Annotated in this window: 22 protein-coding genes; 2 read left to right on the top strand and 20 right to left on the bottom strand. The window is 41.2% G+C overall.

All coding sequences use genetic code 11. From position 1 onward, the window contains the following. The first annotated feature begins 2 nt into the window (after nt 1-2). Nucleotides 3-2,741: a PBP1A family penicillin-binding protein gene (locus tag FN960_RS08020; RefSeq protein ID WP_143848186.1), complete on the top strand. Its 2,739-nt coding sequence runs from the start codon at nt 3-5 to the stop codon at nt 2,739-2,741. Between the two features lie 98 nt (nt 2,742-2,839). On the opposite strand, the gene FN960_RS08015 is transcribed toward FN960_RS08020, so the two are convergent. The 8 genes from FN960_RS08015 to FN960_RS07980 all read right to left on the bottom strand — a co-directional run bounded on the left by FN960_RS08015 (nt 2,840) and on the right by FN960_RS07980 (nt 11,710). After that, the gene (locus tag FN960_RS08015; RefSeq protein WP_143848185.1) at nt 2,840-6,400 is read right to left on the bottom strand and encodes a dynamin family protein; all 3,561 of its coding nucleotides are present in this window, start codon (nt 6,398-6,400) and stop codon (nt 2,840-2,842) included. Between the two features lie 17 nt (nt 6,401-6,417). Then, nucleotides 6,418-6,927: a YpoC family protein gene (locus tag FN960_RS08010; RefSeq protein ID WP_143848184.1), complete on the bottom strand. Its 510-nt coding sequence runs from the start codon at nt 6,925-6,927 to the stop codon at nt 6,418-6,420. After that, entirely contained in the window at nt 6,927-7,583 is a 657-nt protein-coding gene (gene nth / locus FN960_RS08005; RefSeq protein WP_143848183.1) for an endonuclease III, read from the bottom strand. The genes FN960_RS08010 and nth overlap by 1 nt, the downstream gene beginning before the upstream one ends. A gap of 15 nt (nt 7,584-7,598) precedes the next feature. Next, nucleotides 7,599-8,303: a DnaD domain-containing protein gene (locus tag FN960_RS08000; protein ID WP_143848182.1), complete on the bottom strand. Its 705-nt coding sequence runs from the start codon at nt 8,301-8,303 to the stop codon at nt 7,599-7,601. 147 nt (nt 8,304-8,450) lie between these two features. Continuing rightward, nucleotides 8,451-9,743 carry an asparagine--tRNA ligase gene (asnS, locus tag FN960_RS07995; protein ID WP_143848181.1) on the bottom strand — a complete coding sequence of 431 codons (1,293 nt, stop codon included), beginning with the start codon at nt 9,741-9,743 and terminating at the stop codon, nt 8,451-8,453. Nucleotides 9,744-9,790: 47 nt separating this feature from the next. Further along, a complete protein-coding gene (locus FN960_RS07990) occupies nt 9,791-10,981 on the bottom strand; it encodes a pyridoxal phosphate-dependent aminotransferase (RefSeq protein ID WP_143848180.1) in 1,191 nt (396 codons plus the stop codon). Between the two features lie 61 nt (nt 10,982-11,042). Continuing rightward, nucleotides 11,043-11,528, bottom strand: a complete 486-nt coding sequence (locus tag FN960_RS07985) for a PepSY domain-containing protein (RefSeq protein ID WP_143848179.1) — start codon at nt 11,526-11,528, stop codon at nt 11,043-11,045. 11 nt (nt 11,529-11,539) lie between these two features. Next, nucleotides 11,540-11,710, bottom strand: a complete 171-nt coding sequence (locus FN960_RS07980; RefSeq protein WP_143848178.1) for a YpmA family protein — start codon at nt 11,708-11,710, stop codon at nt 11,540-11,542. A 114-nt stretch (nt 11,711-11,824) separates the two neighbouring features. Here FN960_RS07980 and FN960_RS07975 point away from each other — a divergent pair, with 114 nt between their 5' ends. Then, nucleotides 11,825-12,016, top strand: coding sequence for a hypothetical protein (locus FN960_RS07975; protein WP_143848177.1), 192 nt, complete (start codon nt 11,825-11,827; stop codon nt 12,014-12,016). A 68-nt stretch (nt 12,017-12,084) separates the two neighbouring features. Here the strand turns inward: FN960_RS07975 and FN960_RS07970 are convergent, their stop codons facing one another. The 12 genes from FN960_RS07970 to dapB all read right to left on the bottom strand — a co-directional run bounded on the left by FN960_RS07970 (nt 12,085) and on the right by dapB (nt 24,817). Then, complete coding sequence (locus FN960_RS07970; RefSeq protein ID WP_143848176.1) at nt 12,085-13,401, bottom strand: amidohydrolase; 1,317 nt, start codon at nt 13,399-13,401, stop codon at nt 12,085-12,087. 23 nt (nt 13,402-13,424) lie between these two features. Beyond that, nucleotides 13,425-16,235: an ATP-dependent DNA helicase DinG gene (gene dinG, locus FN960_RS07965; protein WP_143848175.1), complete on the bottom strand. Its 2,811-nt coding sequence runs from the start codon at nt 16,233-16,235 to the stop codon at nt 13,425-13,427. 37 nt (nt 16,236-16,272) lie between these two features. Continuing rightward, nucleotides 16,273-17,253, bottom strand: a complete 981-nt coding sequence (locus FN960_RS07960) for a tetratricopeptide repeat protein (RefSeq protein WP_143848174.1) — start codon at nt 17,251-17,253, stop codon at nt 16,273-16,275. A gap of 62 nt (nt 17,254-17,315) precedes the next feature. Continuing rightward, nucleotides 17,316-17,699 carry an aspartate 1-decarboxylase gene (gene panD, locus FN960_RS07955; RefSeq protein WP_143848173.1) on the bottom strand — a complete coding sequence of 128 codons (384 nt, stop codon included), beginning with the start codon at nt 17,697-17,699 and terminating at the stop codon, nt 17,316-17,318. A gap of 12 nt (nt 17,700-17,711) precedes the next feature. Next, entirely contained in the window at nt 17,712-18,554 is an 843-nt protein-coding gene (gene panC, locus FN960_RS07950) for a pantoate--beta-alanine ligase (protein WP_143848172.1), read from the bottom strand. Further along, nucleotides 18,551-19,390 (bottom strand): 3-methyl-2-oxobutanoate hydroxymethyltransferase, encoded by an 840-nt coding sequence (panB, locus tag FN960_RS07945; protein WP_143848171.1) that lies wholly within the window; start codon nt 19,388-19,390, stop codon nt 18,551-18,553. Before panB ends, panC begins: the two co-directional genes overlap by 4 nt. Before the next feature lie 245 nt (nt 19,391-19,635). Continuing rightward, nucleotides 19,636-20,604, bottom strand: coding sequence for a biotin--[acetyl-CoA-carboxylase] ligase (locus tag FN960_RS07940; RefSeq protein ID WP_143848170.1), 969 nt, complete (start codon nt 20,602-20,604; stop codon nt 19,636-19,638). Further along, complete coding sequence (locus FN960_RS07935; RefSeq protein WP_185970965.1) at nt 20,594-21,742, bottom strand: CCA tRNA nucleotidyltransferase; 1,149 nt, start codon at nt 21,740-21,742, stop codon at nt 20,594-20,596. The genes FN960_RS07940 and FN960_RS07935 overlap by 11 nt, the downstream gene beginning before the upstream one ends. A gap of 10 nt (nt 21,743-21,752) precedes the next feature. Further along, nucleotides 21,753-22,883, bottom strand: coding sequence for an N-acetyl-alpha-D-glucosaminyl L-malate synthase BshA (gene bshA, locus FN960_RS07930; RefSeq protein ID WP_143848168.1), 1,131 nt, complete (start codon nt 22,881-22,883; stop codon nt 21,753-21,755). Continuing rightward, nucleotides 22,884-23,597, bottom strand: a complete 714-nt coding sequence (gene bshB1 / locus FN960_RS07925; protein WP_143848167.1) for a bacillithiol biosynthesis deacetylase BshB1 — start codon at nt 23,595-23,597, stop codon at nt 22,884-22,886. Then, the gene (locus FN960_RS07920) at nt 23,584-24,006 is read right to left on the bottom strand and encodes a methylglyoxal synthase (protein WP_143848166.1); all 423 of its coding nucleotides are present in this window, start codon (nt 24,004-24,006) and stop codon (nt 23,584-23,586) included. The genes bshB1 and FN960_RS07920 overlap by 14 nt, the downstream gene beginning before the upstream one ends. A 10-nt stretch (nt 24,007-24,016) precedes the next feature. Then, nucleotides 24,017-24,817, bottom strand: a complete 801-nt coding sequence (dapB, locus tag FN960_RS07915; RefSeq protein WP_143848165.1) for a 4-hydroxy-tetrahydrodipicolinate reductase — start codon at nt 24,815-24,817, stop codon at nt 24,017-24,019. Nucleotides 24,818-25,190: the final 373 nt, after the last annotated feature.

Raw genomic sequence — 25,190 nt, 5'->3', positions numbered from 1 at the left:
ATATGACGGATCAAATGAATACTCGACAAGGTCGACGCAAAGCAAGAACAGAGCAAAAAGCGAATAAAAAAGGACCTAAAAAGGGTTTATTTAAAAAGATAGTTATGACCCTTGTTGTTTTAGCAGCTGTAGGAATTATCGCAGGAGGAGTAACAGCCGGTGTGATTATTGCTCAGTCCCCTCCTTTAGATGAAGAAAAATTAATGCTTGCACAACCTATCCAAATTCACGATCAGGATGATGAGCTTGTTTCTTTGCTTGATACAGGTGAGAAACGAATTAATGCTTCCTATGACGAGCTTCCTGAGAACTTAAAAAACGCCATTATTTCCGTTGAGGATATGCGCTTTTACGACCATTTCGGTATTGATATACGCCGACTTGCTGGTGCAGTTCGTGCAAATATCACGGAAGGCTTTGGTGCAGAAGGCGCAAGTACTATTACGCAGCAGCTGGTCAAAAACCTATTTTTAAACCAGGAAAAGGCATTAACTCGTAAAGTACAAGAACAATATTTAGCCATTAAGCTAGAGCAACAATATTCTAAAGAACAAATTCTAACAATGTATTTAAACCAAATTTATTTAGGGCGCGCAGGATATGGAGTAAAAATCGCATCTGAAGCCTATTTTAATAAATCGTTAGAGGAATTAACGATTGCTGACTCTGCCCTGCTTGCAGGAATTCCGCGTCGTCCGAGCTATTATGATCCAATCTCAAATCCTGAGAATGCAGAGGCGAGACGGAATCTCATCATTGGATTGATGGAGGATCAAGGTAAAATCACATCAGAAGAAGCAGAAGAAGCTCGTAATACACCAATTGAAGAGCAAATTGATTATACAGAACCAGAAACAACTACTCCATACGCCGCTTTTTATAGCGAGGTGTTAAAAGAACTCGAAGAAAATGATGAATTTACTGTAAACGATATTTATAATTCAGGATTAAAGGTTTATACCACTCTTGATCAAGACGCTCAGGACCATGTAGACAATGTTCTTAAAACAGATGATTTTATTGCAAATTATCCTGATAATGCTGATTTTCAAGCAGCTGTCACGTTAATGGATACACAAACAGGCCAGATAAAAGCTATTGGTAGTGGTCGTGAGCGATCTGACAACCGTAACGACTTTAACTATGCTACAGATGGTACCCGTCAGCCTGGTTCAACCATCAAACCAATTTTAAGTTATGGTCCAGCAATTGAATATTTGCAGTGGTCAACTGCTCACATTTTAAATGACGAAGAAAATTTCACTTATAGTAGTGGAGATCCTGTAAGAAACTTCGGGGGTACGTATAAAGGTAATATTTCCATGCGCTCTGCTTTAACTAGTTCCCAAAACGTAACCGCAGTTAAAGCGTTACAAGAGGTTGGCATGGACCAAGCTGTTCCGTTTGCTAAGCAGTTACTATCCCTTCCAGATGATATGGACTTTTATGAAGCATATGCACTAGGAGGTTTCAATACAGGTATTTCCTCTAAAGATTTAGCTGGAGCTTATGCAGCGTTTGGAAACGGGGGCTCTTATACTGAGCCATATACCATTCGTAAAATTGTATTTGCTGATGATCGTGAAATTAATTTAGAACCTGAATCTGTTAAAGCAATGGAAGATTATACAGCTTACATGATTACAGACATGCTAAAATCTGTAGTATCTTCAGGTACTGGTCAACAGGCGAATATCTCAGGTTTACCAGTAGCCGGTAAAACAGGAACAACAAACTTCACTCAAGAACATAGAACTCAATACAATGTTCCAAGTAGTGGTTCTCCTGACTCATGGTTTGCTGGATATACAACGAACTATACAGCCGCTGTTTGGACTGGCTATGATAGAACGGATAAAGAAGGAAACTACATCAACCGCGACAACGCTGAAAACCGCATTGCACAGCACATCTTTAAAGCAGTGATGGAAGAAGTGTCAGCTGGTGTTGATACACCGGACTTTGTACAACCAGATTCAGTAGTTGAACGTCGCGTTGAGCGAGGCACTGAAAAGCTGCCAAGTGCTGGCACACCACAAAGTGAAATTGTCACTGAACTGTTTGTACGTGGTGCAGAACCAACAGAAGAATCAGAAGCCTATGAAGAAGAGGAAGAAGAGCTGGATGAGCTTCCAAGCCCAACTGGTCTTCAAGCTTCGTACGATGAATCATCTGAACAAATTATCGTGAGTTGGAACTATCCAGGCTCCGTTGATGTAGATGTATCATTTGAGGTTCAGGTTTCCGTTGATGGCGGCGGAAGCCAAACCATTGAAACGACCTCAGATCAACAAGCCATTTACAGTAATATCTCACCAGGATCAACCTATCAATTCTCGGTGACAGCTGTTTCAGATGAAGATTCTGACTTACGCAGCTCACCTGCTACCACCTCTGTTACCATCCCAGGTAATGAAGAGGAGGAAGAAGAGGAAGAAGAGCCAACTCAAGACGAGGGATCCGGTGATGAAGAACAGCCTGATCAAGATAGTCCTGACGATGGTGAAAATGGGTCACCAGATAATGGATCTGGTGATGAAGGTGAAGATCAATCCGGTAATGGTAACGATAACGATAACGGCAATGGCAACGGTAATGGCAACGGTAATGGTGAAGGCAATCCTAACAATGGATCAAACCCTGGAGATGGCAATGGTGAAGGAAATGGCTCCGGAGATAATGATGAGTCTACACCAGATCCAACTACCCCTGAAGATCCAGATGATGATGATGAAGAATAAGAGCTAACATATATCAAAACAAAGTGCCTCTGAGTATTAATGTCTCAGAGGCACTTTGTTTTTTGGGGTTGTATTCCCCTATCGTTCGGTACTATAACTTATTTTTCTTGAATCTCTTCTAGTTCTTTCTGCAGTATAATCATTGTTTTTTCATTGGTTAGCATATCGAGCTGATCTATTTCACGCTCTAACACCTGAACCAATTCGTCTTTTATCTGACGCTCTATTCGAGTCATCGATGAGTATATGTGAGTCATTGTTAATTCTTCTTCTTTTAAAAGAATGACGGAGGCGACTTCTGCTCCATCATGAATCAACTTTTCCTTTAGAACACGAATTTCCTGACCCTCAAAAAAGGCTTTGTCGTTTGCATAAAAAGACGTATAGTCTTTTGGGTTAATCGTTAATTGACATTCAGGCACATGATTGTCTGTCTCCGAAACTTTTGTATCTACCTGCACATAAAATGAATGGCGTTCCTGCTGTATTTTTTTCTCCCACGTTTCTAGCCACTTCCTAGCAGCTCGATTCATGGCTTCATCTAAACGGATGTGAGTAGCTTTACACTCTTGTTCTAAGAAATATTCTGCTTCCTGTGCCCATTCTATGATAGCCGCCTCAAGAGAAGACCGTTTCTCTTTTTTTCCTTTTCCACGAATGGTTGCTACGTTTATATGTTCTGAGAAATCATCTCTCATTCGATAGCCGGTTCGCTCTCTTAAATATAAAAATAGCTCAGTCGCTTCCTGCTTCATTTTTCTTTCGATTGATTGTGTACTGGAAGACTGAATCTCTATCTTCCATCTTTCAACATCCTTTAAGAGCTGTTCACGTGCTTGTTGTTGTTCATGCTTTTCTTTTTGTGCATAATCTAGGCTTTCTACAATTTTAGATACATACCGTTCTTTTTCAGCTGCAAGTAGCTGTATACTTAATGTTTCTAATTGCTGAACGATCTGCTCGTAAAGATACTGTTCAAATAAGGAGAACCCATACTCGTCAACTTTGTTTTGTTGTTTGGCTAAAAGCCCTTCTTTACTTGATACGGCGAATAGTCTTGGGTTTTTAATCCCCAGCGAATGTAGCTGATTTATCACATGCGTTTTTACGCCCTGTAACTCTTGTGACGTACTAGCTAGGTCTGAGGCATTGATTAGATAATATAACTTGTCATGCTCAAACGATTCATTGATTTTACCAATTTGCTCAAGAAAAAGCTGATCACTTTTTGAAAATGCATGATTATAATAGGTCACATAAAAAATGGCATCGGATTTTCTTAGCTGATTAAATGCCACATTCGTATGGCGACCATGAATGGAGTTAACACCAGGTGTATCAACTAAGATTAAGCCTTTAGTTGTTAAATCGCTGTCCTGATAAACCGTTACTGAGTGTATGAGGCATGCCGCTTGCTCCTTAGCCACAAGATCTTGTAAATCAGCATGAGTCACAGCAAATGTTTGTCCTAGCTGCCACTCTGTTTCATTTAAGCTTTGCTGTAATGTGGCTAAATAGTCTGTATAGTTTTTTTGCCAGCCAGTCATATTTTGTTCCGCTTGCCTCTTCCACTGATGTAGGCTTTCTAATGTTACATCTACATCAAGCTTCGAAGCCACGACTCGAATTTCTTCAGCTATATCTTCAGTTGATTTCACTTGCACGCGAGCAGTACCATTTGCATTTTCTGAATCTGACCTCATTACGGTGCTAATCGTTGCCGTTGTTGGGTGCGGAGAAACAGGCAATACCTGCTCTCCTAATAGCGCATTAGCGAAACTTGATTTTCCTGCACTAAATGCCCCAAATAGTGAAATGACGAAGCTTTGATTTTGCACTCTAGTCATGCGGTTAATCAGCTGAGTGCGCTCGTGCTGTAAGACTTTATTCTCTGCAAATGCCTGAACCCTTTTCTTTAATGGATCAATCCAGCTTTTATCTAAGCTAGGCACTTCAATAAGTAGATTCTCTGAAACAGAGGGCTCGGTAGGTTCCATTTCTTCAGTCTTAGTTAATTGTGGTTCCCACTGAATTGGCTCTTGTGAGGAGGTAAACGATTCTAATTGAGCGGCGGCTAACTTCTCATCGAATAAACCACCATCTTTAAAGGAATCTGCTTTTGCCTTACGTTCCCTCATTAGTTGATTGTATTTCTGTTGAATGTGATGAAGCTGATCAGCATAAGCTTGCACCTCTTCTAATCCATCTAATTGCACATTTACCTGCTCCAGCTGCTTATACCAATGCTGCTCTTGACCCTTTGCTAAGCTATGCAGCACATCATAGGCTCTTTCTCTCAATTTGCGAATGATAGCAGTGGTTCGTTCCTTAGTAAAAGTATAAACATATTCACGATTTTTTGGTCCACTCTTCACATGTTCGCTAAAAAAGTCAGCTGTTACTTGAAACGAAAGATGTTTAATCTTCTCATCAACCTCTTCCGTATTGGTTAAGGTATGCCTTTCAATTTGATCGATTGATTGCTGAAGATGAAATACTAACTGACGGTTCACTTTATCCTGAGTCTCTTGAATCAGCTTATGTAAACGGACGGTACGCTCTTCTTCTGTTTTCTTTTTTGAGAACAATATCCCCATCTTAAAGGACGGCTCCATCGACTCAAGCCAGCTTCTAGCTAAGTCTGTTGTTGTAGCTGGGAAGATCGTCACCTGTTTAAATAATGACTCCCATTCTTTCTCAAACGTTTCAATAAAGGTTTGCTTTGCCTGTTGAAGCTGAGCCTGTTCTTGCATAAGCTCCTCTTGTTTTGTAAGCTGAGACTCGTGTAGCCCCTGCTCTCTCATCACATCAACAAGCTCTTCCACTTCTTCTTCTTTTTCTTCAAGTAATCTTGCTGCTTGGCTTAAATAAAAGCCTTGCTTCAAACGCGTCACCGAATGCTCAGCCAAGTCTCTACCTTTATGCATAATCGCTTTAAGCTTAGCCTCAAATTGCGAGAATTGATTAAGCGCGTGATCTTTTTGTTTCATGCTCGTGTATAGTAGGTTTACAAATTGAATATTCCATTGCTCAAAAACAGCCTGTACAGACTCATCAAATTCCGTGAAGGCAAGCTCCGTCTCATCATGTTTATCTACCTGATTAATGATGATAAAGAGAGGCTTCTTTTCTTCGCTCAGCTGTTTTAAAAAATATAAATTGGTCTCCGATTGCACATGATTATAATCCATGACATACACAATCAAATCCATCCCATAGAGCGCTTCCAAAGTAATTGATTGATGACTGGGATCGGTTGAATCCACACCTGGTGTATCGTATAGGGCAGCATCATGCTGTAAAAACGATAGAGGAGCATAGATCGAAATCTCTTTAATTCCTGTTCCATCTCTTCCCCATTCGGATACTTGATCCCATGGAATGCTACCAATCCAATGTTCTTTTTCTCCAACGGGTGAGTGGACGGTGATAGCTAAATCCCCATAACGGATGGAGATAATATTTGCACTTGTGGGAATAGGACTTGTAGGAAGAAGTTCTGCACCTATAAATTCATTAATGATTGTTGATTTACCTGCAGAGAAATGTCCACAAAATGCAATTTGGAATTGTTTATCTGTTTGCTTTTGATTGATGACATCAAATCGTTCTTTTTCGGCTTTTGTCCATTCAAAATCCACTTCAGTCTCGTGTTCCATGAACCGTATGTCTCCTCTCACTTCTTGCCTCTCGCTTCTATTACACGAAGACGTGCATAAAGCTTCTCAAGCTCCTCCATTAAAGATCTCATTTGTATGTAGCATCTGTATCGTTGCGGTGCAACAAGTACAAATGCAACTCGATCTGTACAATTAGGGGGCACATGGTCTAAGCCCTTAATGTCTTGCTCTACTTCTTCTAGCCTTGGTACAAGCTGGTGATTGATCCAAAATACCGCTTGGATAAGCAGAGCCGTAAATTCCGGTGTACGTTTGGCTACCTCCACTTTGTTCTCTTGTTCATGGTAGACAGAAAGCTCCTCGTCAAGCATATGCCAGCGCTTAAACAGCTGAGGTAGTTGATCCTCCCTTTTCCATGACATCGTTGTGCTCTTTTTGTCATTGATATCATGCCAAAAAAGCGGCAGCTTCCCGTTTAATAAAGAAGCATCTGCCGCGACATTATTAATGGTAGCTCCGTCTTCGTAAAAGGGAGATCTAATGAACGCTGTTGGTACTTTACTCATTATCCGATTAACCTCTCCTTCATTCTCTTTTTGCCTTCTCTGCAGTCTTCAAGCAGAGGGCAAATGGAGCACTGCGGAGATTGAGCTTTACAATGGTAGCGTCCAAAAAAGATCATGCGATGATGAGCATCAGACCAGAGATGCTCCGGCAGCTTGTTCATCAACGTCTCTTCTACAACCTTCACATTGTCCTTCCAGCGACAAATTCCTAATCGTTTGCTCACTCGCTCCACATGGGTATCTACAGCAATGGCTGGCACTCCAAATGCAACCGAGGTGACAACATTAGCTGTTTTACGCCCCACTCCAGCCAGCTCCACTAGCTCTTCCCTTGTTTCTGGTACTTGTCCTTCATACTGATTGATTAATGAATGAGAGAGCTTCTGAATATTCTTTGCCTTACTTCGAAATAAACCAATGGACCGAATATCATTCTCTAATTCCTCAACGGGTACTTTTATATAATCATATGGAGATTGATATTTCTCAAATAAAGCTGGTGTGACACGGTTCACTAAAGCATCCGTACATTGAGCAGACAATACCACTGCAATTAACAACTCAAACGGATTTTTGTGAACGAGCTCGCACTCCGCTTCTGGAAATAACTCTCCCATCACCTCAATGGCTTTTAATGTTGCTTTCTTACTTAGCATGTATCCTATACTCCTTTATGATTGCTCTAACCAACTAAAACCCGGAACACCATCTGTTTTGATCGGTTCTTTTTCATTTCTTCGACCTTGATTCTGATTTCTAAATTTTTCACTATGTGACTTGGCTTGTTCAGTTGAACGAATCCCGTTCTTTTTCCATTCGAACAATATTCGGTCGATATATCGAAAGTTTAGCTTACCAGATATGACGGCTTCTTTTAACGCAGCAAAAATGAGTTCAGGTGCATGCTGGTCTTGATCAATCCACATGGATAAGGTCTCTCCTTCTATAGGAGAAAGCGGTCGACCAAATTCCTGCTCCATCTGTTGATACAATTTTCCTTCAAGCTCGTGTGACTCCGTTTGTTTTACGTTGAATTCCTGACGCTCTATCAATTCATATAATCGCAGCCATAATGGCTCTAATGAATAGGTCTCATATAAAATACCCATTTCATCAGATTTTTTTTCTAAACCTAATAGCTGCGTGCGTATAAGTCGGCTTAATACTTTTGTACAGTCTTCATGACTTAAAGACATACGTTCACTAAGTTTTAATGGGGTGGGAAATTCCTCCCCTTCATCAATAAAGCTTTGAATATGTAATAAAGATACTAACTCGTGTTCTGTTAATCCTAATTCTGTATAATGAGATAAAAGCAGTGCTGGGACGTGGACATGCTTTTGAGAAATCCACTTCACTACTTGGTTTTTCTTCATATGCAAACACCTCTAAATTATTATAACATGTTCTGAATCACGCTTGTGATTGAGTTCGACTTTCTCATTCTTCAAATGGAACGAAAAATAGAAAAACACAGGAACCATTCGGGGTTAGCGAACAGTACTGTGTTTTTTTACGTAAACTTAAGGGTACAGGCGGTTAAGCAAACGCGGAAACGGAATGGTTTCGCGAACATGCTCTACTCCAGAAAGCCAAGCCACCGTACGCTCTAGGCCAAGTCCAAATCCGGAGTGAGGCACTGAGCCATATTTCCGTAAGTCCAGATACCACGCATAGGTTTCTTCAGATAAATTATGCTCAGAAATTCGTTGCTTTAACAGCTCATAATCATGAATACGCTCTGAGCCACCAATAATTTCACCATAACCTTCAGGCGCAATTAAATCCGCACATAACACAACCTCTGGACGGTTCGGGTCAGGCTGCATATAAAAAGGCTTTAATGATGTCGGATAGTGTGTAATAAATACAGGCTTTTCATAATGCTCGGCAATGGCTGTTTCATGAGGTGAACCAAAATCATCGCCCCAGCTAATATCATCAAAGCCTTTTTCATGAAGAAATGCCAGTGCTTCATCATACGTAATTCTTGGGAAAGGAGCCTGGATGGCTTCTAACTTTGAGAGATCACGTCCAAGTGTTTTTAGCTCAATTTGATTGTTCTTTAATACAGACGCGGCTAAATGAGATACATAGTTCTCCTGCCACTCTAAGTTTTCATCAAATTCTACAAAAGCCATCTCTGGCTCAATCATCCAAAATTCAATTAAGTGTCTTCTTGTTTTTGATTTCTCTGCACGGAAGGTTGGCCCAAAGGTAAAGACTCTTCCAAGTGCCATCGCACCTGCTTCCGCATAAAGCTGCCCACTTTGAGAGAGAAAAGCATCCTCATCAAAATACTTTGTAGCAAATAATTCAGACGTTCCCTCCGGTGAGCTACCTGTTAAGATAGGGGAATCAAGCTTTGAAAAATCATGTTCGTGAAAAAACTCATAGGTAGCGTTAATGATTTGATCTCGAATTTTCATAACGGCTTGCTGGCGCTTTGAGCGTAACCAAACATGACGATGATCCATTAAGAACTCTGTACCGTGTTCTTTAGGAGTGATTGGATAATCATGAGATTCACTGATCACTGTGAAATCTGTCACCGTAAGCTCATAGCCAGATGGAGAGCGTTCATCGGTTTGAACCACCCCTGTTACATAAAGGGATGTTTCTTGAGTTAAATTCTTTGCTTGAGCAAAAAGCTCTTCTCCAACCTCTGCCTTTACCACCACACCTTGAATGAAACCTGTTCCATCTCGAAGCTGCAAGAAGGCAATCTTGCCACTGGAACGTTTATGAGCTAACCACGCACCGAGTGTTACCTGCTTACCTGCGCTAGCCCCTATTTTTGAAATTGTTGTTTTCATAAAAATCCTCCATTATGTAGTACCCTGACTTCTATTGAAGACAGAGATTATTGTGCTTTTGTCCTACTCATGACAAAGCGTTCAATCCGCTCAAGAGCGGTCATAAATAAGTCTAGCGATGTAGCGTAAGACAGGCGAACATTATCCGGAGAACCGAAACCAGAGCCTGGTACAAGCGCAACTTTTTCTTCCTCAAGCAGAGCTTCCACCCAGCTGTCAACATCATTAAATCCACATAGCTTTACCGTCTCACTTACATTTGGGAAAAGATAGAAAGCACCCTCGGGTCTAACACACGTAACGCCAGGAATTTGAATAAGCTTTTCATACGCTGTCTGCAACCGTTCTTCAAATGCTTGTCTCATCTCTTCTACTGCATTGTTCTCTACCGTATAGGCTGCAATGGCACCGTATTGTGCACTTGTTGTTGGATTTGACGTGCTATGACTTGCCAGGTTTGTCATCGCTTTGATTAACGATTCATCGCCAGCCGCATAACCAATCCTCCAACCAGTCATGGAGTGAGATTTTGAGACACCATTGATTAAAAAGGTCTGTTTTTTAAGCTCAGGACTAAGCTGGGCAATTGAGGTATGTGTTGAATCCCCATATATAAGCTTCTCATAAATCTCATCAGAGACAATAAGCACATTATAATTAATTGCAACCTCACCTAACGCTTTTAATTCATCTGGTGAATACATCACACCTGTTGGGTTACTCGGAGAATTAATAATAAGTGCCTTTGTACGTTTTGTTATCGCTGCTTCTAATTGATCCGGAGTGAGTTTAAATCCAGATTCCTCATGACCCGTAACATACACAGGCGTTCCCATAGCAAGTTTTACTTGTTCGGGATAGCTTACCCAATAAGGAGTAGGAATAATAACCTCGTCTCCCTCATCTAATAAGGCTTGAAAGAGCGTATAAAGAACATGCTTAGCTCCCGTTCCCACAAAAATCTCCGATGGCATGTATGTCACATCTTGATCTTTTGTTAGTTTGCCTATAATTGCTTCTTTTAACGCTGGTAGTCCGGCTGCAGGGGTATATTTTGTATGGCCTGCTTCCATCGATTGAACGGCAGCGTCAATGATGTATTGCGGTGTATTAAAATCAGGCTCTCCTGCCCCTAAACCGATGACATCATGACCTGCTGCCTTAAGTTCTTTTGCTTTAGCGGTAATAGCTAACGTACTTGATGGCGTTAGCGCTGCCACTCGTTTGGCTAATTTCACGTTGATCTCTCCTCTCACAGTCCTCTTTAACTATAAAATGTCGTGCTGTGACAATCAAGTATTAGTCCGTTCTTAAACTGTACCGTTTTATAAATGATCCATCTGAAAAGGTTAGATAATAATACCCTTGGTGATCAGAGTCAGTTAGATATTTGATCTCATATAGCGCTGTATTGTTCTCCATACCTAGTTTAACGGATTGAATGGTTTCTGTATTCACAGCAGATTCCGTGATGGCTACTGCTTCCTCTTCAGAAATACCCTCGGATTCTTTAAGAACCTGAACCGGCTCCTCCCCATCTTCAAGTAGCCATGCGATAGCCGCATCTCCATCAGCATCGAAGCCCTTTGCTACAAAAAAGGAGCTTTGACCATGATAATAGGAGATGTCCGTTATTGATTCAAGCTCTTCAGAGGCCAAAACACTCGCTTCGGCACTAGCTAGCCTCTCATTTAACGGCGCACGAATGATGGAATACGCATAAACAGATAGCCCGATTCCAATGAGTACAAGTGAAATAGCACTAATAATCATCCATTTCTTCATATCTTCCTCCGTTACGTCTTATAAATCGTAAAGACCATTTTTTGCTCATCTTCCTCATCTAAAGCTAACCCAAATAACAAGTCTCGATCCTTTAGAGTTCGATTTAATGAATCAACCATTTTATATACGTCTGGTGCTTTTTGAATTTTGACGGTAGATAGTACTTCTTTTTTTGAACCCACGGTTTCTCCTCCCAAATTGATAAAATAATGGTCTATACATTGCAGGTATTGCCTGTTATAACTTTGTTTCTTTAACTCATACTAAGCGTACGCCAGTGAAGGGGGGCGCGCAAGATGAAAAAAGGCAAAGGCGGCCTGCAAACAGCCGATTGGTATCAGCAGCACAAAGAACACATTTCATTATTAAGCCGACATGGCTATACAGTGGATACCCTCTGGCCTGTTTCATTAAGACAAACGGAATTTCCCTATTCCTACCTTTGTTATGAAACAGAGCCAACTGATGGAGATCCTAATCATGGCTGAACCAATATAAAAACCTTCACCCATACCTCTGGATAAGAGCGTGCAAACCTGTTTTTGTACGCTCTTTTTTAGTTTACACGACTTAATATGTCAGCAAATTCCTTATTTGCTTCAAATCGAGTGCGTTCTTTATCTAGTGTTAATAGCTCTCGATTCTCCATTAGCGCCTTTCCTTGTACATAGACATCTGTAACATCAGATCCTTTGGCAGCATAGACCAAATGTGAGTGTATATGCTGTTCTGGCTGAAGATGGGGTGACGTTGCATCAATCATGATAAAGTCGGCTTCTTCACCAGCTTTTATCATACCAGAGTGACCTGTTTGAAGTGCTGATGCTCCTTCTGAGGTTATCATCCGAAGCGCCTGCTCAACTGACAATGCGTCAGCCTTTTGCAGCAACCCCTTCTGTAATAAAACAGCGATACGAAGCTCCTCCCATAGATCTAATGTATTATTAGCCGATACCCCGTCACATCCAATGGACACCGATATCCCTTGATCAAGCATCGCAGTTAATGGTGCCATGCCAGAGCCAAGCTTCAAATTACTCATCGGATTATGACTGACTCGCGCATGTGTTTCACTCATTCGCTTTAAATGATGCTTCTCTAAATGAACACCATGAGCAAATAACCAAGGAACCCGAGTTAGAAGCCCTCTTTCATCAAGATGATCTAGAGGATGCATCTTGTGTATCTTCTGGTAATCATCCACTTCTTTTTTTGTTTCAGCTAAGTGCATATGCACTGGAAGCCCTAACTCTTCGGCCTTATCGACAATGCGTTCAATATAATCTATTGGGCATGTGTATGGAGCGTGGGGGGCTAGCATGGTTTGAATTCTATTATACGCAGCCCCGCTCCAACGTGTGGCAAAGGACGCTGATTCCTCTAGCTTAGCATCCTGTTCCTCTCTTGAACAGAGTCCAATAACTGATCTAGTTAGTGCCGCTCTCATACCAACTCTTTCGATTTCTTCTGCAAAGTCATCCATATATAAATGGTACATTTCCAAAAAGCCGATTGTGCCACTTGAAATCATTTCACTCATGGCTAGTGCTCTCCCAGCAGCAACGGCTTCACGCGTTAGCTGTCCTTCAAATGGCCAAATCTTTTCTTTTAGCCATCTATCAAGAGGAAGATTATCTTCATAACCGCGCATAAGCGTCATGGCTGCATGACCATGGGTGTTATATAATCCAGGCATCAACCATTCACCCCGGGCATCACGGATTCTATCGGCAACATCAATGAGCTGTTGATCGGGCTCACCTTCTTCTACTCTTGTGAAGGTCATGTCCTCTACAACAATATAACCATTCCAAATGATTCGGAATGATTCATCCAATGTGATGATTCGTGCGTTTTTAATTAATGTAATCATGTTAAATACCTCCCGCTGCCTCCCTAAAGAAATGAAAGGTGCTCTTCCAATAGGTCCTCTAATTTCCCTTCATGTATAGGAACGTCAGGCAATGATTTTAAGAATAACGAGCCATATCTTGTTGTTGTAATTCGACGATCAAAGACAAAAACACATCCTGTGTCATGCTGGGTACGAATGAGCCGTCCAAATCCCTGCTTAAAGCGAATAATAGCCTGAGGTAACGACACTTCCATAAACGGATTCTTGCCTTCTTCTTTTACTTTATCAAGCTGAGCCTTTAGTAAAGGCTCATCTGGAGGTGAGAACGGAAGTCTGACAATAATGACATGTTTTAGTTCATCTCCAGGTAAGTCAATGCCCTCCCAAAAACTGCTGGTTCCAAACAAAAGCCCATGTTCTGATTGTTTAAACATTTTCATTAGCTTGACTCTGCTGCCACTGGTGATGCCTTGACCAATCATTTGGAATTGCTCCTGATGATTTAAATCCTTCACATGCTGATAGACTTTTCCAAGCATTTCATACGAAGTGAATAGAACCATTAGCTTTCCCCTGCTCACTTCAGCCACACGCCATATTTTTATCGCTACTTCAATTGCGAAATCCTCATCACTCACATCTTTAATGGCAGGAAGGTCGGAAGGAATAAGAACCTTTGCTTGTCGTTGATAGGAAAAGGGTGACTCAATTAATGCCGTTTTCACTCCAAAATCCTGTAATCCAAGCCTATGTATTTGATAATCAAACGTACCATTTACCGTTAACGTAGCTGATGTAAGGACCACACTTTTCTTTTGGCCAAATAGTTCATCCGCTAGACGCTCTGACACATCAATGGGCTTACCATACAAAAAAGTAGCATTTTTGGCTCCCTTTGGTTCAGCCTCAATCCAATACACCTGATTTTGGTCGTATTCAAGCAGAAGTTCATAAAGTTGTTCGTCTTCCTCGCATAATGAGGCAATCATTCTCATCCCGTCGGACCAAAGTGCTCGCTCCCGGTACTCAAACTGGGTCAATTCATTTTCAATCAATGTAGAGAGCCTCTCAAGCTCTAAGCATACATGCGAGATAACTGAGTGAACTCGCATCACACACTCTAAAATGGCAGACCATAATTCTCCTGGTTCATCAAAGGCTCTATAGGCATAGCGAACACGCCCAATGTCTGAGGAGCCTTTCTTTTTTGCTTGAATGGCGTACTCATGAATCATCCTAAACAATTCGTCTACCTCAACTTTTGCTTCTTCAAGCTTCGAACTACATTCTAACCATTTGTCTGAAGGGTGCCCTGCTTTTTTAGCAAGCTTAGACATCTTGTAAAGAATTCCATCCTCTGACGTATCGGCCAACCGCCCAAGTAAAAAAGCAAATGAGAGGTAATCCGTTCGGATACCAAGACGCTCACTGGCTGTATCCTCCAAATGATGTGCTTCATCCAAAACAACATGTGTATAAGAGGGAATTAACTGCTGATTATGAACGATATCTGTTAAAAGTAGCGCATGATTAGTAATGATAATATGGGCTTGTCTCGCTCTTTTTCTCGCACGATGATAGAAACACCGTGAAAACCACGGACTATACCTACCTAAGTCGGAAGCAGCATCACTCTGGACTTCATACCAGAAGCTTTTTCCTCCAGATGGCAAATTAAGTTCTTCTGCATCTCCATAATCTGTTTGAGTGAGCCAAACTAATATTTGAGATTTCGATAAAATGACGTCATATGAATAATCATCTTCTCGATCTAGGCTTAATTCAAACTTCCGAAGATCTAAGTAATGACTTCGACCTTTTAATAAAGCAATTCGAAGTGGAACAGGCATTATGCTTTGAAGTAACGGTGCATCCCTTAGCAATAGCTGATCCTGAAGAGGAATAGTCTGGGTACTAATGACCACTGGTTTCTGGCTTTCAAATGCATATAAAGCCGCAGGTAGCAAATAAGCAAGGCTTTTGCCTGTACCCGTACCCGCTTCAATCAATGCGTGTTGATTATCAGTAAAGGCCTGATACACGATATTCATCATTTGACCTTGTCCAGCCCGGTGTTCATATTGACTAAAGGCCTTCTTTAACAAGCTATCATCTCCGAGAAAGCTCTCAGCTAATGGAGGATTCTCTACAGCAGTTAGCTCATCCTTACTTGGTTCGTTATATTTCTTTATAGCTAAACCACGAAAGCAATCAAAATCCTTCTCACCTGTTTGATTTGTCTTTATTTTTTCGTTGATCAAGTCCTGAATGTTTAAATGTATATGACTTTTATATCGTTTGCTCAAAGGCAATAGTTGTTGAAGCGTTAGTAAAGGTAAAGAATTTAGCTTATTCAGCACATGTAAAAGAACATATGCCGTCGCCTCGGCATCACTATCTGCTTGATGTGGCCGATCATGTGTAAGGTTTAATTGTTCAGCGAGCATTCCTAGGTTGTAGCTCTCTTCTGTTGGCATAAAAATGCGAGCTAATTCAACAGTGTCATACATCGCAGGCTTCGGAACCACATAGCCCTCTATCTTTAATTGACTGGACAAAAAGCTCCAATCGAACTGAACATTGTGAGCAACAAATGCGCAATCCTTCATAAAATCTAATAGCTCTGATGCCACGTCTCGAAACAATGGCGCATCTTGGACATCATCATCCGTGATGCCTGTTAGATCCTGAATAAAATGGCTAATCGGTTGCTCTGGATTAACATAACTAACAAAGCGGTCGACAATGCTTCCATTTACAATCTTTACTGCCCCAATTTGGATGATTCGATCTCCTTTAGCTGCGGAGTGACCCGTTGTTTCAAGATCAAGTACAACATATTGCTTGTTCATTCTTTCACCTCAATTTACCACCAAACGAACGATTATGTTACGAAGAATGATGATCCTTATATAGACACCCTAAATAATACAAGGAACGCTTTATATGCGGGTTGTCTGGTTGCTCCTTGAGAAGACGATTGAATATTGACCAGGAAGAAGCTCTATGACCACACAATGCTAAATTCCAAGCTAATCCATGTTCTGCAAATAAACGGTTTTCTCCAAGTGATAAGGCCTTCTGATAGCAATGAATAGCCAGGTCGTGCTCTCCATACCATTCGCATAATAAGGCTAACCGAGTAACATCCTCATTAGATGAATACAAACTAAGCGCCTGTTGCCATAGTTGCTTGGCACGATCAGCTTTATTTAGCTTCATTTGAATTAATCCAAAAAAACGTAAAGCTTCTGTATCGTTTTTAACATGCTGTGAATATTGCTCAAAATGTTCTGCTGACACTTCAAATGCGCCCGTTAAATAGTAGCATACACCTAAATTATACACGACATCTGAGGTAGGTGTTAGGGTTTTCGCTTGTTCAAAAAATTCAACCCCACGATCTACGTTTCCGTTAATGGTATAATAACATCCTAGCCCCGCATAACAAAAATGCCTGACACCTAAATGGCGTGCCGTCTGGATTAGATATAGAAATTGCTCAATGGTTTCATCGTGATAACCCTCCATCAGATAAGCATAAGCTAAAAATAATCGACGCCATTCCTCTTGATCGCCCGTTGCTTTTTCAAAAGAGAGTGCAATAACAGCCCGTTGCATCTGATTTTGTGCAAAATAGTCCGTGCCTAAAGACTGATAAAAGCTCTTCTCTGCACCCATCCCTGCTTCATTTAATTTTTCTTTAGCGACTGCTAATTTCTCATCAAGAACGACCCACTGGTCTAATAACTTTGCTGATTGAAGTTCCAGCTGTGCAAGCATATGAGATACAGACTCAAATTTGCCATGCTTCATTAATTCGCAAATGGTGTGGTAGTTTGCCTCCCATTCATTTAGCCACGTCTCCATAAAAAAACCCCCTTCCGCATTCTTTTCTTTCAGTGTGCAACGGGAGGGGGCTTTTATGCGCTTTATAATACGGTATAAGCTGGTTCTGTACCAAGCAATTGATCAATTTGGTTATTCTGATTCATAATGGCAACCTGAGGCTTAAATTGAGCAGCTTCTTCTTGGTCCATCATCGCATACGCAATAATAATGATGGTATCTCCCGGCTGAACAAGCCTTGCCGCCGCTCCGTTAACACAGATGCTTCCACTGCCGGCCTCTCCTTTAATAACGTAGGTTTCAAACCTTGCTCCATTATGATTATTAACAATTTGAACCTTTTCATTTTCTAAAATATTTACAGCTTTCATAATATCTTCATCAATTGTTATGCTGCCTACATAGTTTAAATCCGACTCCGTAATCGTCGCACGATGAATTTTCGACTTCATCATAGTCACGTACATAAAATAACCCCTTTACTTTTCAATTATAATATTATCAATGAGACGGGCGTGGCTGAAATGATAAGCCAAGGCAAGTATGATCGTTCCAGATAATTCTTCAACCTGTTCTAGCTTTGGGTACGATAATACATCGACGTAGTCCACACGACCAAGTGTAAGCGTCTCTAACCTCTTTTGAATAAATGAGATCAGCTCTTTTCGATTAGCCCCTCCGCTCGCATGTTCCTTTGCTTCAAGCAGTGTTTGATATAACTTTGGAGCAATCTGTCTTTCGTCTTTTGTTAAATGAACGTTGCGGGAACTTTTAGCTAAACCATCGCTCTCACGAACGGTGGGAGAAGCAACAATGGATAGTGGCATTGACAATGTTTTAACCATCTGTTTAATAACTGCCACCTGCTGCGCATCCTTTTGACCAAAATAAGCCGCATCCGGCCAAACCATATGAAGCAGCTTCAGAACCACAGTCGCTACCCCATCAAAATGACCAGGTCTGCTTTGTCCACATAAGACATCTACTCCCTCTACAACCTTTATTTCAACAGAAGCTGTTTCGGGATACATCTCTGAAACAGAAGGGGCAAACAAAATGTCTACCGCTTCCTGCCTGCAAAGTTCTTGATCACGGTCAATATCACGAGGATAGGTTTCAAAATCCTCTCCTTCACCAAACTGGAGAGGATTAACAAAAATACTTACAACCACAAGATCATGATTCGATCGTGCTACTTGGATTAATGAAAGATGGCCCTCATGCAATGCACCCATTGTTGGCACAAAACCAATCGATCTTCCTTTTTGTCGTTCTTCTTTAATCTTTTCATGTAGCTCTGTTGGTTTGTTAATTAGGATCACGATTCTTTTCCTCCGTAAAGGCCTACTAACACTTCTTCATCCATAGTGAAACTGTGCTCTGGGCCAGGGAATTGGCGCGACTTGACCTCCTGATGAAACATTTCTAAAGCAGACTTAATCTGTTGGCCTGCCTCTGTATAGGTCTTTACAAATTTAGGAACATGAACATCTCCATATCCAATCACATCATGATAAACAAGGACTTGGCCGTCCGTATGGGCCCCTGCCCCAATTCCGATCACAGCAATAGATAATTCTTCTGCTATTCGTTGGGCCAATTCAGCAGGCACACACTCTAATACCACACTAAATGCTCCTGCTTTTTCTAAAGCTTTAGCATCCTCTATCAACTTTCTAGCTCCCTCAAGATCCTTCCCCTGAACTCGGTAGCCTCCCATGACAGCAACTGATTGAGGGGTAAGTCCTAGATGCCCCATAACAGGCACACCAGCTTCAGTTAAAGCCTTTACTTGATGAATGACCGAGGCTCCCCCTTCAAGCTTGATGGCGTCTGCTCCTGCTTCTTGTACGAGTCGTCTTACATTGGTTAACGTTTCGTCTAAGCTTCCGTGATAGCTTAAATGTGGCAAATCAGCCACTACAAATGTATTTGGCGCACCTCTACGAACTGCCTTTGTATGCAAAACCATATCATCCATCGTTACCGGAAGTGTTGAGTTATACCCCAGAACAACCATTCCTAATGAGTCACCCACTAGAATCGCATCAAGACCTGAAGCTTCTGCTAAATGTGCAGCGGGAGCATCATAGGCGGTGATCATTGAAATAGGTTCTCCCGTTTGTTTATTCTTCTGAAAATCCCTTACTGATTTCATTTCCAATAAGCCCCTTTCTGTATAAATCCACGCAAAAAAACCTTCTGCCTGGAGATAGAAGGGTGTGGGCAGGACAAATGCCCCTGTTAAAAAACAGAATCCAGCCACTTATAAACACCCGTCCCTGTCCATTTGGATCAAGGCAGTACTGTTTTAAACACTTTTTTAACTGGTGCTGTTTATCTCATTCGATAATACAGCCCACTTTATGCTAGTATAACAAAAATACATACATCCCTCTACGATTACGCTTGATCTATATCTGCAGAATACAACAGATGCTCAACGCCTGCATCATCCTCAATTAATAAGGCACCCTCAGGAGAAATGCCTTTAGACGTCCCAATAATTGTTCCATTAATCGTCTGTGCCTTTAGCCGTTTTCTAATACTAATGGATCTCGCTTCCCACATGACCTTAAGCTCAGAGAAACCATTTTCCACATATAAATCGTAAAGCCATTCCAATTCATATAAAATTTGAGCCACTAATTTTGCACGATTTATTTCCATGCCAGCCTCAATACTTAATGAAGTAGCCTGGTTCCGATCGTCCTGAGTGAGTTCTAGAGCTGACTGATTAACATTGATACCAATCCCCAAAATCACTACCTTGGCCAGTCCAGGCTCTGAATGCATCTCCGTAAGAATGCCAACAATCTTTTTTCCATTTATTAAGATATCATTTGGCCATTTTATATCAACCTCAAGCTTAGTCACTTTTTCAATGGCTCTAGTCAGAGCAACGGCTGCTACCAGTGTCAATTGGGGAATTTGCTGAGGCTCAAGAAGTGGACGCAGAATTAAACTCATAGAGATGCTTGTCCCAAACGCAGAGTGCCAGCTTCTACCTAGTCGACCCCTGCCACTTGTTTGTTCATCCGCTAAAACGACGTGTCCTTCACTTGCTCCGTTTTCTGCCAATTTATGCGCAACGGATTGAGTTGTTGGTACACTAGCATGATACGTTACTTTTTGTCCAAAACGCTTGGTCTGCAAGAATAAATCAAGATCATACTCTTGGATGCCATTTGGACGTTTAATAAGCTTATATCCCTTTTTCGGAGCGGAGTCGATTTGATACCCATTCTTTTTAAGTATATCTATCTGTTTCCAAACGGCCGTTCTAGACACACCTAGTGACTGACTTAATGCTTCTCCCGAACTATACTTCCCTTGATTTTCCACTAAAAGTTGAACGAGCTTAGTTTTCATGTAACCACTTCCTCCTAAGACAGTCTAGCAGCTCTTTTTTATCAAGCTGAACCTCCCGATGAATCACCTTTTTTTCTAGCCATTCTAGTTCTGCTTTCAACCATGGGCCAGCTTGTTTATTTGATAATTGAATAAGGTCATGACCAGTAACCGGAAGTTGATTGCGTGTTTTTATCGGCAATTTCCCCCATGAGCTTCGGATATCTTGCTCTTCAACTGAGTTCAAAGCTAACATCCGCCTACTCCTTTCTACATCAATTACGGCATCAAAACCATACTGATAAAGCTGCCAATCTGTTAAATGGTTCTGCAAACGCCAGTTAAATAAGCTCACTCTTTGCTTTATCTGGCGTTTGCAATCATTTGATAACAGTAATCCTTGAGTAGACGATTCAGATGTTCTGCCTATCCAAACCAAGTATAAAAACCATACAAAAACACGACTTTCATCTTTAGATAAAGGAGGAAAAGTTTGCAGCTTATCCATGTCGGAAATAGTTAATGACAAACCTGGAATATACTGATACAAAACGCTTTTTTTCAAATAATGAATAGCTTGAGGAAGAGCCAATCCTTTGAGCAGCTTCTCCCATTCAACTACAATTCTTTCCATCGCAACACTTTTAAGTAGCCCTCTTTTTTCGGAAATCACCTGCAACAATGCTGGTTCTACCGTAAAGTCAAGCTCACTAGCGAAGCGCATTGCTCTAAGCATACGTAACGGGTCTTCTTCTAGTCGGTCTTCGGGATATACGGAGCGAATTTGTTTTTTTTGAAGATCTGTTCTTCCATCCAACGGATCGATAAATTCACCCTCTAGAGATTTGGCTATCGCATTAATCGTAAAATCACGTTTTTCTAAGTCTTCTTCTAAAGATGAACCTCTTTCCGTTGTGACTTCAATGGAAACACCACCTGATCGTACCAAAACCGTTTCATGCTCCGTATGCATTCTATGAGCATGCGGGAACAAGAAACAGATCTCATCCGGTTTTGCTGAGGTTGTAATGTCTATATCTGAGGATGCCCGGTTCAAGAGTTCATCTCGAACCGCGCCCCCTACAAAATAAGCACGAAATCCGCCAGCCTGTAAGGCACTAATTATTTGCTTTGCTTCTTGTTCAACTGATCCCTGCACGCTTCTAGCCTCATTTCCTATCAAGCACCTGCTGATAAACGTATTCATATTTAGCAACAATGCTGTTTGAATGAAATTGTTCTAAGACCCTAGATCGTGCTGCCTCTTTAAATTGCTGATGAAGCGAGCGATTGTTTATTAATTCAACTGCACGACTGGCTACTGCTTCAACATCTCCAACCTTACACAAATATCCAGATTCTCCATCGATAATTACTTCAGGTATTCCGCCAATATTGGTTCCGATCACCGGTACTCCGCAGGCCATTGCTTCAAGAGCCACAAGACCAAAGCTCTCTTTTTCACTTAATAATAGCATGATGTCACTTATGGATAGAAGCTCTGCTAAATGCTTTTGACTTCCTAACACAAGGACACTGTCTTCTAGATTCTTCTCTCGAATCATTTCTCTTGCTGCCGGTAGGTCTTGACCATCACCAATAAGCAGAAGCTTTGCCTTTATCCTACTGGTAATGATCTCAAAGCTACTAATGACGTCCCCAATACGTTTAACAGGACGAAAGTTTGAAATATGAATAAAAACAGCTTCATCATCTAAAATTCCATATTCTTGCTTTAAATGTAGGGAGTTCACAGGATGATACTGACGTTCATCTATAAAGTTATAGACAGTAGTAATGTCCTTTGTTGTTTGGACGAGCTTATGTGTTTGCCTAATTAAATCATCAGAAACAGCGGTTACAGCATCTGAGGCTTCTATCCCAAAACGAATAAGCGGTTGAAGCGAGCGATCAACCCCCAGTATGGTTATATCAGTCCCATGAAGAGTGGTTACAATTTTAACAGGATACGAAGCCATTTGTTTTGCTAAAATTGCACAAATAGCATGGGGAACTGCATAATGAACATGTAATATATCAAGCTGCTCACGATCAATCACTTCGGCCATTTTGCTTGCTAATGTTAAATCATATGGTGGGTGCTGAAATACAGCATATTGATTCACTTCCACCTCATGATAATAAACATTTGGAAACATTCTCTCTAGTCGGAAAGGGACACTTGATGTAATAAAATGAACCTCGTGCCCTCTTTCCGCAAGCTGCTTTCCAAGCTCTGTAGCTACTACACCCGAACCTCCAACCGTTGGGTAACAGCTTATACCAATTCGATACTTCATTTATGACATTGTCCCTTCCATTAAATTGGAAATAACTAGTGGTTTCATTGTTTTGAAGCCCTCTGCACTTCCTACCCCTACTTCACTGCCAAACAATTTATCTCTAGCCATGACTCTTTCAATATAGTCCGCTGTAAGTGGAGTCTCAACGGAGTATGAAGAAGGTACAAATTGGCTCTTGTAGGCTGCTAATGTTTTTCTTTTGACCTCGATCCATTCAGTCGTGTCAATAACAAAATCAGGTTGACCTACATCATTAATGAAGTAGCTATAGACTCCTTTTACTTTATGAGAGGGGTTGTCCTCTCCACAAGAATATTTAAATATCCCTGCATTAAAAACAGCTTCACGAATGATATTTCCTGCATGTATATGATCCGGGTGCCGATCGGGCCCACTCGGAGAAAAGACATGGGAAGGTTGGTAACGGCGAATCACAGCTGTTACCTTTGCCAAGTCTTCAGGTTGAAGTAGAAAAAGTCCTCGATCCGGTAGATCAAGCTGAATACGAACCGAGATACCAAGTTCGGCTGCTGCTTGATCTGCTTCAGCTTGACGTAATTCAACCGTTCCGTTAGAAGATAGCTCTGCTTTTGTCAAGTTGCAAATACCAACTCGATATCCAGATGAAGCGTACTTCGCTAGAGTAGCTGCCATCCCAATTTCTACATCGTCAGGGTGGGCACCGAAGGCCAGTATGTCAAGCTGATCCATTTTCTTCAGCCTTATTGTCTACGTTTTCTCGCCAATTAAAATCACCGTTTTGTAACCCTTTAATTAAGATATCAGCCGTACCTAAATTCGTTGCCAGAGGCACAGCTTGAAGGTCACATAATCTAACAAGCGCAGTCACATCTGGCTCATGAGGCTGAGCTGTCAGCGGATCGCGTAAAAAAATAATTAAATCAAAAAAATTCTCAGCCACTCTCGCTCCAATTTGCTGATCTCCCCCAAGGGGGCCAGACTTAAATAAATGTACAGGCATAGCTGTTGCTTCTGTTATTCTTGTTCCTGTTGTACCTGTTGCAAAAAGCTCATGATCTTTTAAAATTTCTTTATACGCTAATGTGAATTCAACCATATCTTGTTTCTTTTTATCGTGTGCAATTAAGGCAATTCTCATCTCGTCGCTCCTATTCGATAATATGTTCTAATCCATATACAAGTGTATCTAGGGTAAGCACCGTTTCTACTGATAATCTTACACCAGGCATGAATGAAGCTCGATTAATAGAGTCGTGTCGAATCGATAATGTTTGTCCTGGTCCCCCAAATAACACTTCTTGATGAGCTACTAATCCAGGCAAACGAATACTGTGAATACGCATTCCTTCTAGCTCTGCACCTCTTGCGCCTTCCATCGTCTCCTCTTCATCTTGATGCCCCTGAATCTTCGCTTCTCTTACTTCTGCCATTAATTGTGCCGTTTTATAAGCAGTCCCTGAGGGAGCATCCAATTTTCGATCATGATGCATTTCCATAATTTCTACATCTGGCATATACCGTGCAGCAGTCTGGGCAAATTTCATCATTAAAATGGCTCCTATCGCGAAGTTCGGTGCAATAATGGCTCCAATCCCTTTTTCTTCAGTCTTCTGACGCAGCTGGATAATTTCTTCCTGTGTAAAGCCTGTTGTACCCATCACAGGTCTTACCCCGTATTCCAGTGCTGCATGTATGTGCTTACGCCCTGATTCGGGAGAGGTTAAATCAATAAGAACTTCCGGCTGAGTTTCTGTAAAGCAGGTCTCGATCTCTGTATAAACCGGCACATCTAGAGGTGGCATGCCATCTAATTCTGAAAGCTTTTTGCCTTCATGCTTCCTATCTATAACAGCAACCAGATTAAAATGCTCTGTATCCTGCATTAATTGAACGGCTTCTCTCCCCATATTTCCTCGTGGACCAGCAATCACAATCTTAATTTCTTTCATTGGTCTATCCATCACCCTTCTTTTAATCAACATTAAATCATATGTAAGTAACCATCCTATTATCGAAGCATGTATCCTTATGTTAGCGAATTGTACACCATTTCGCAATTGTTACTATTCGGACACATTATTTAAGGCAAAAAAACATCACTTGTGATATTACTACATAGTTCCTTTTAAAACCGAATGATTAGATATAAGTTTACTTGAACTGCTTAAGGGGACTGTATAAGTAAGTACAAGGAGGAATTGTAGGGGCTGAGTATCTCCTTACGCTAGACAATGTACAGTACATCATCCAAAAAGTATGAAAGGGGCTGGGACAAAAGTAATTAAACATAATGAAAAGACGAATGACTTAGGAGGATCATTC

This window comes from Alkalicoccobacillus porphyridii (assembly GCF_007293315.1).
GTDB lineage: Bacteria > Bacillota > Bacilli > Bacillales > Bacillaceae_D > Alkalicoccobacillus > Alkalicoccobacillus porphyridii.
Note: the sequence above shows the minus strand (reverse complement) of the source record. Positions and strands in the feature narration are given on the sequence as shown.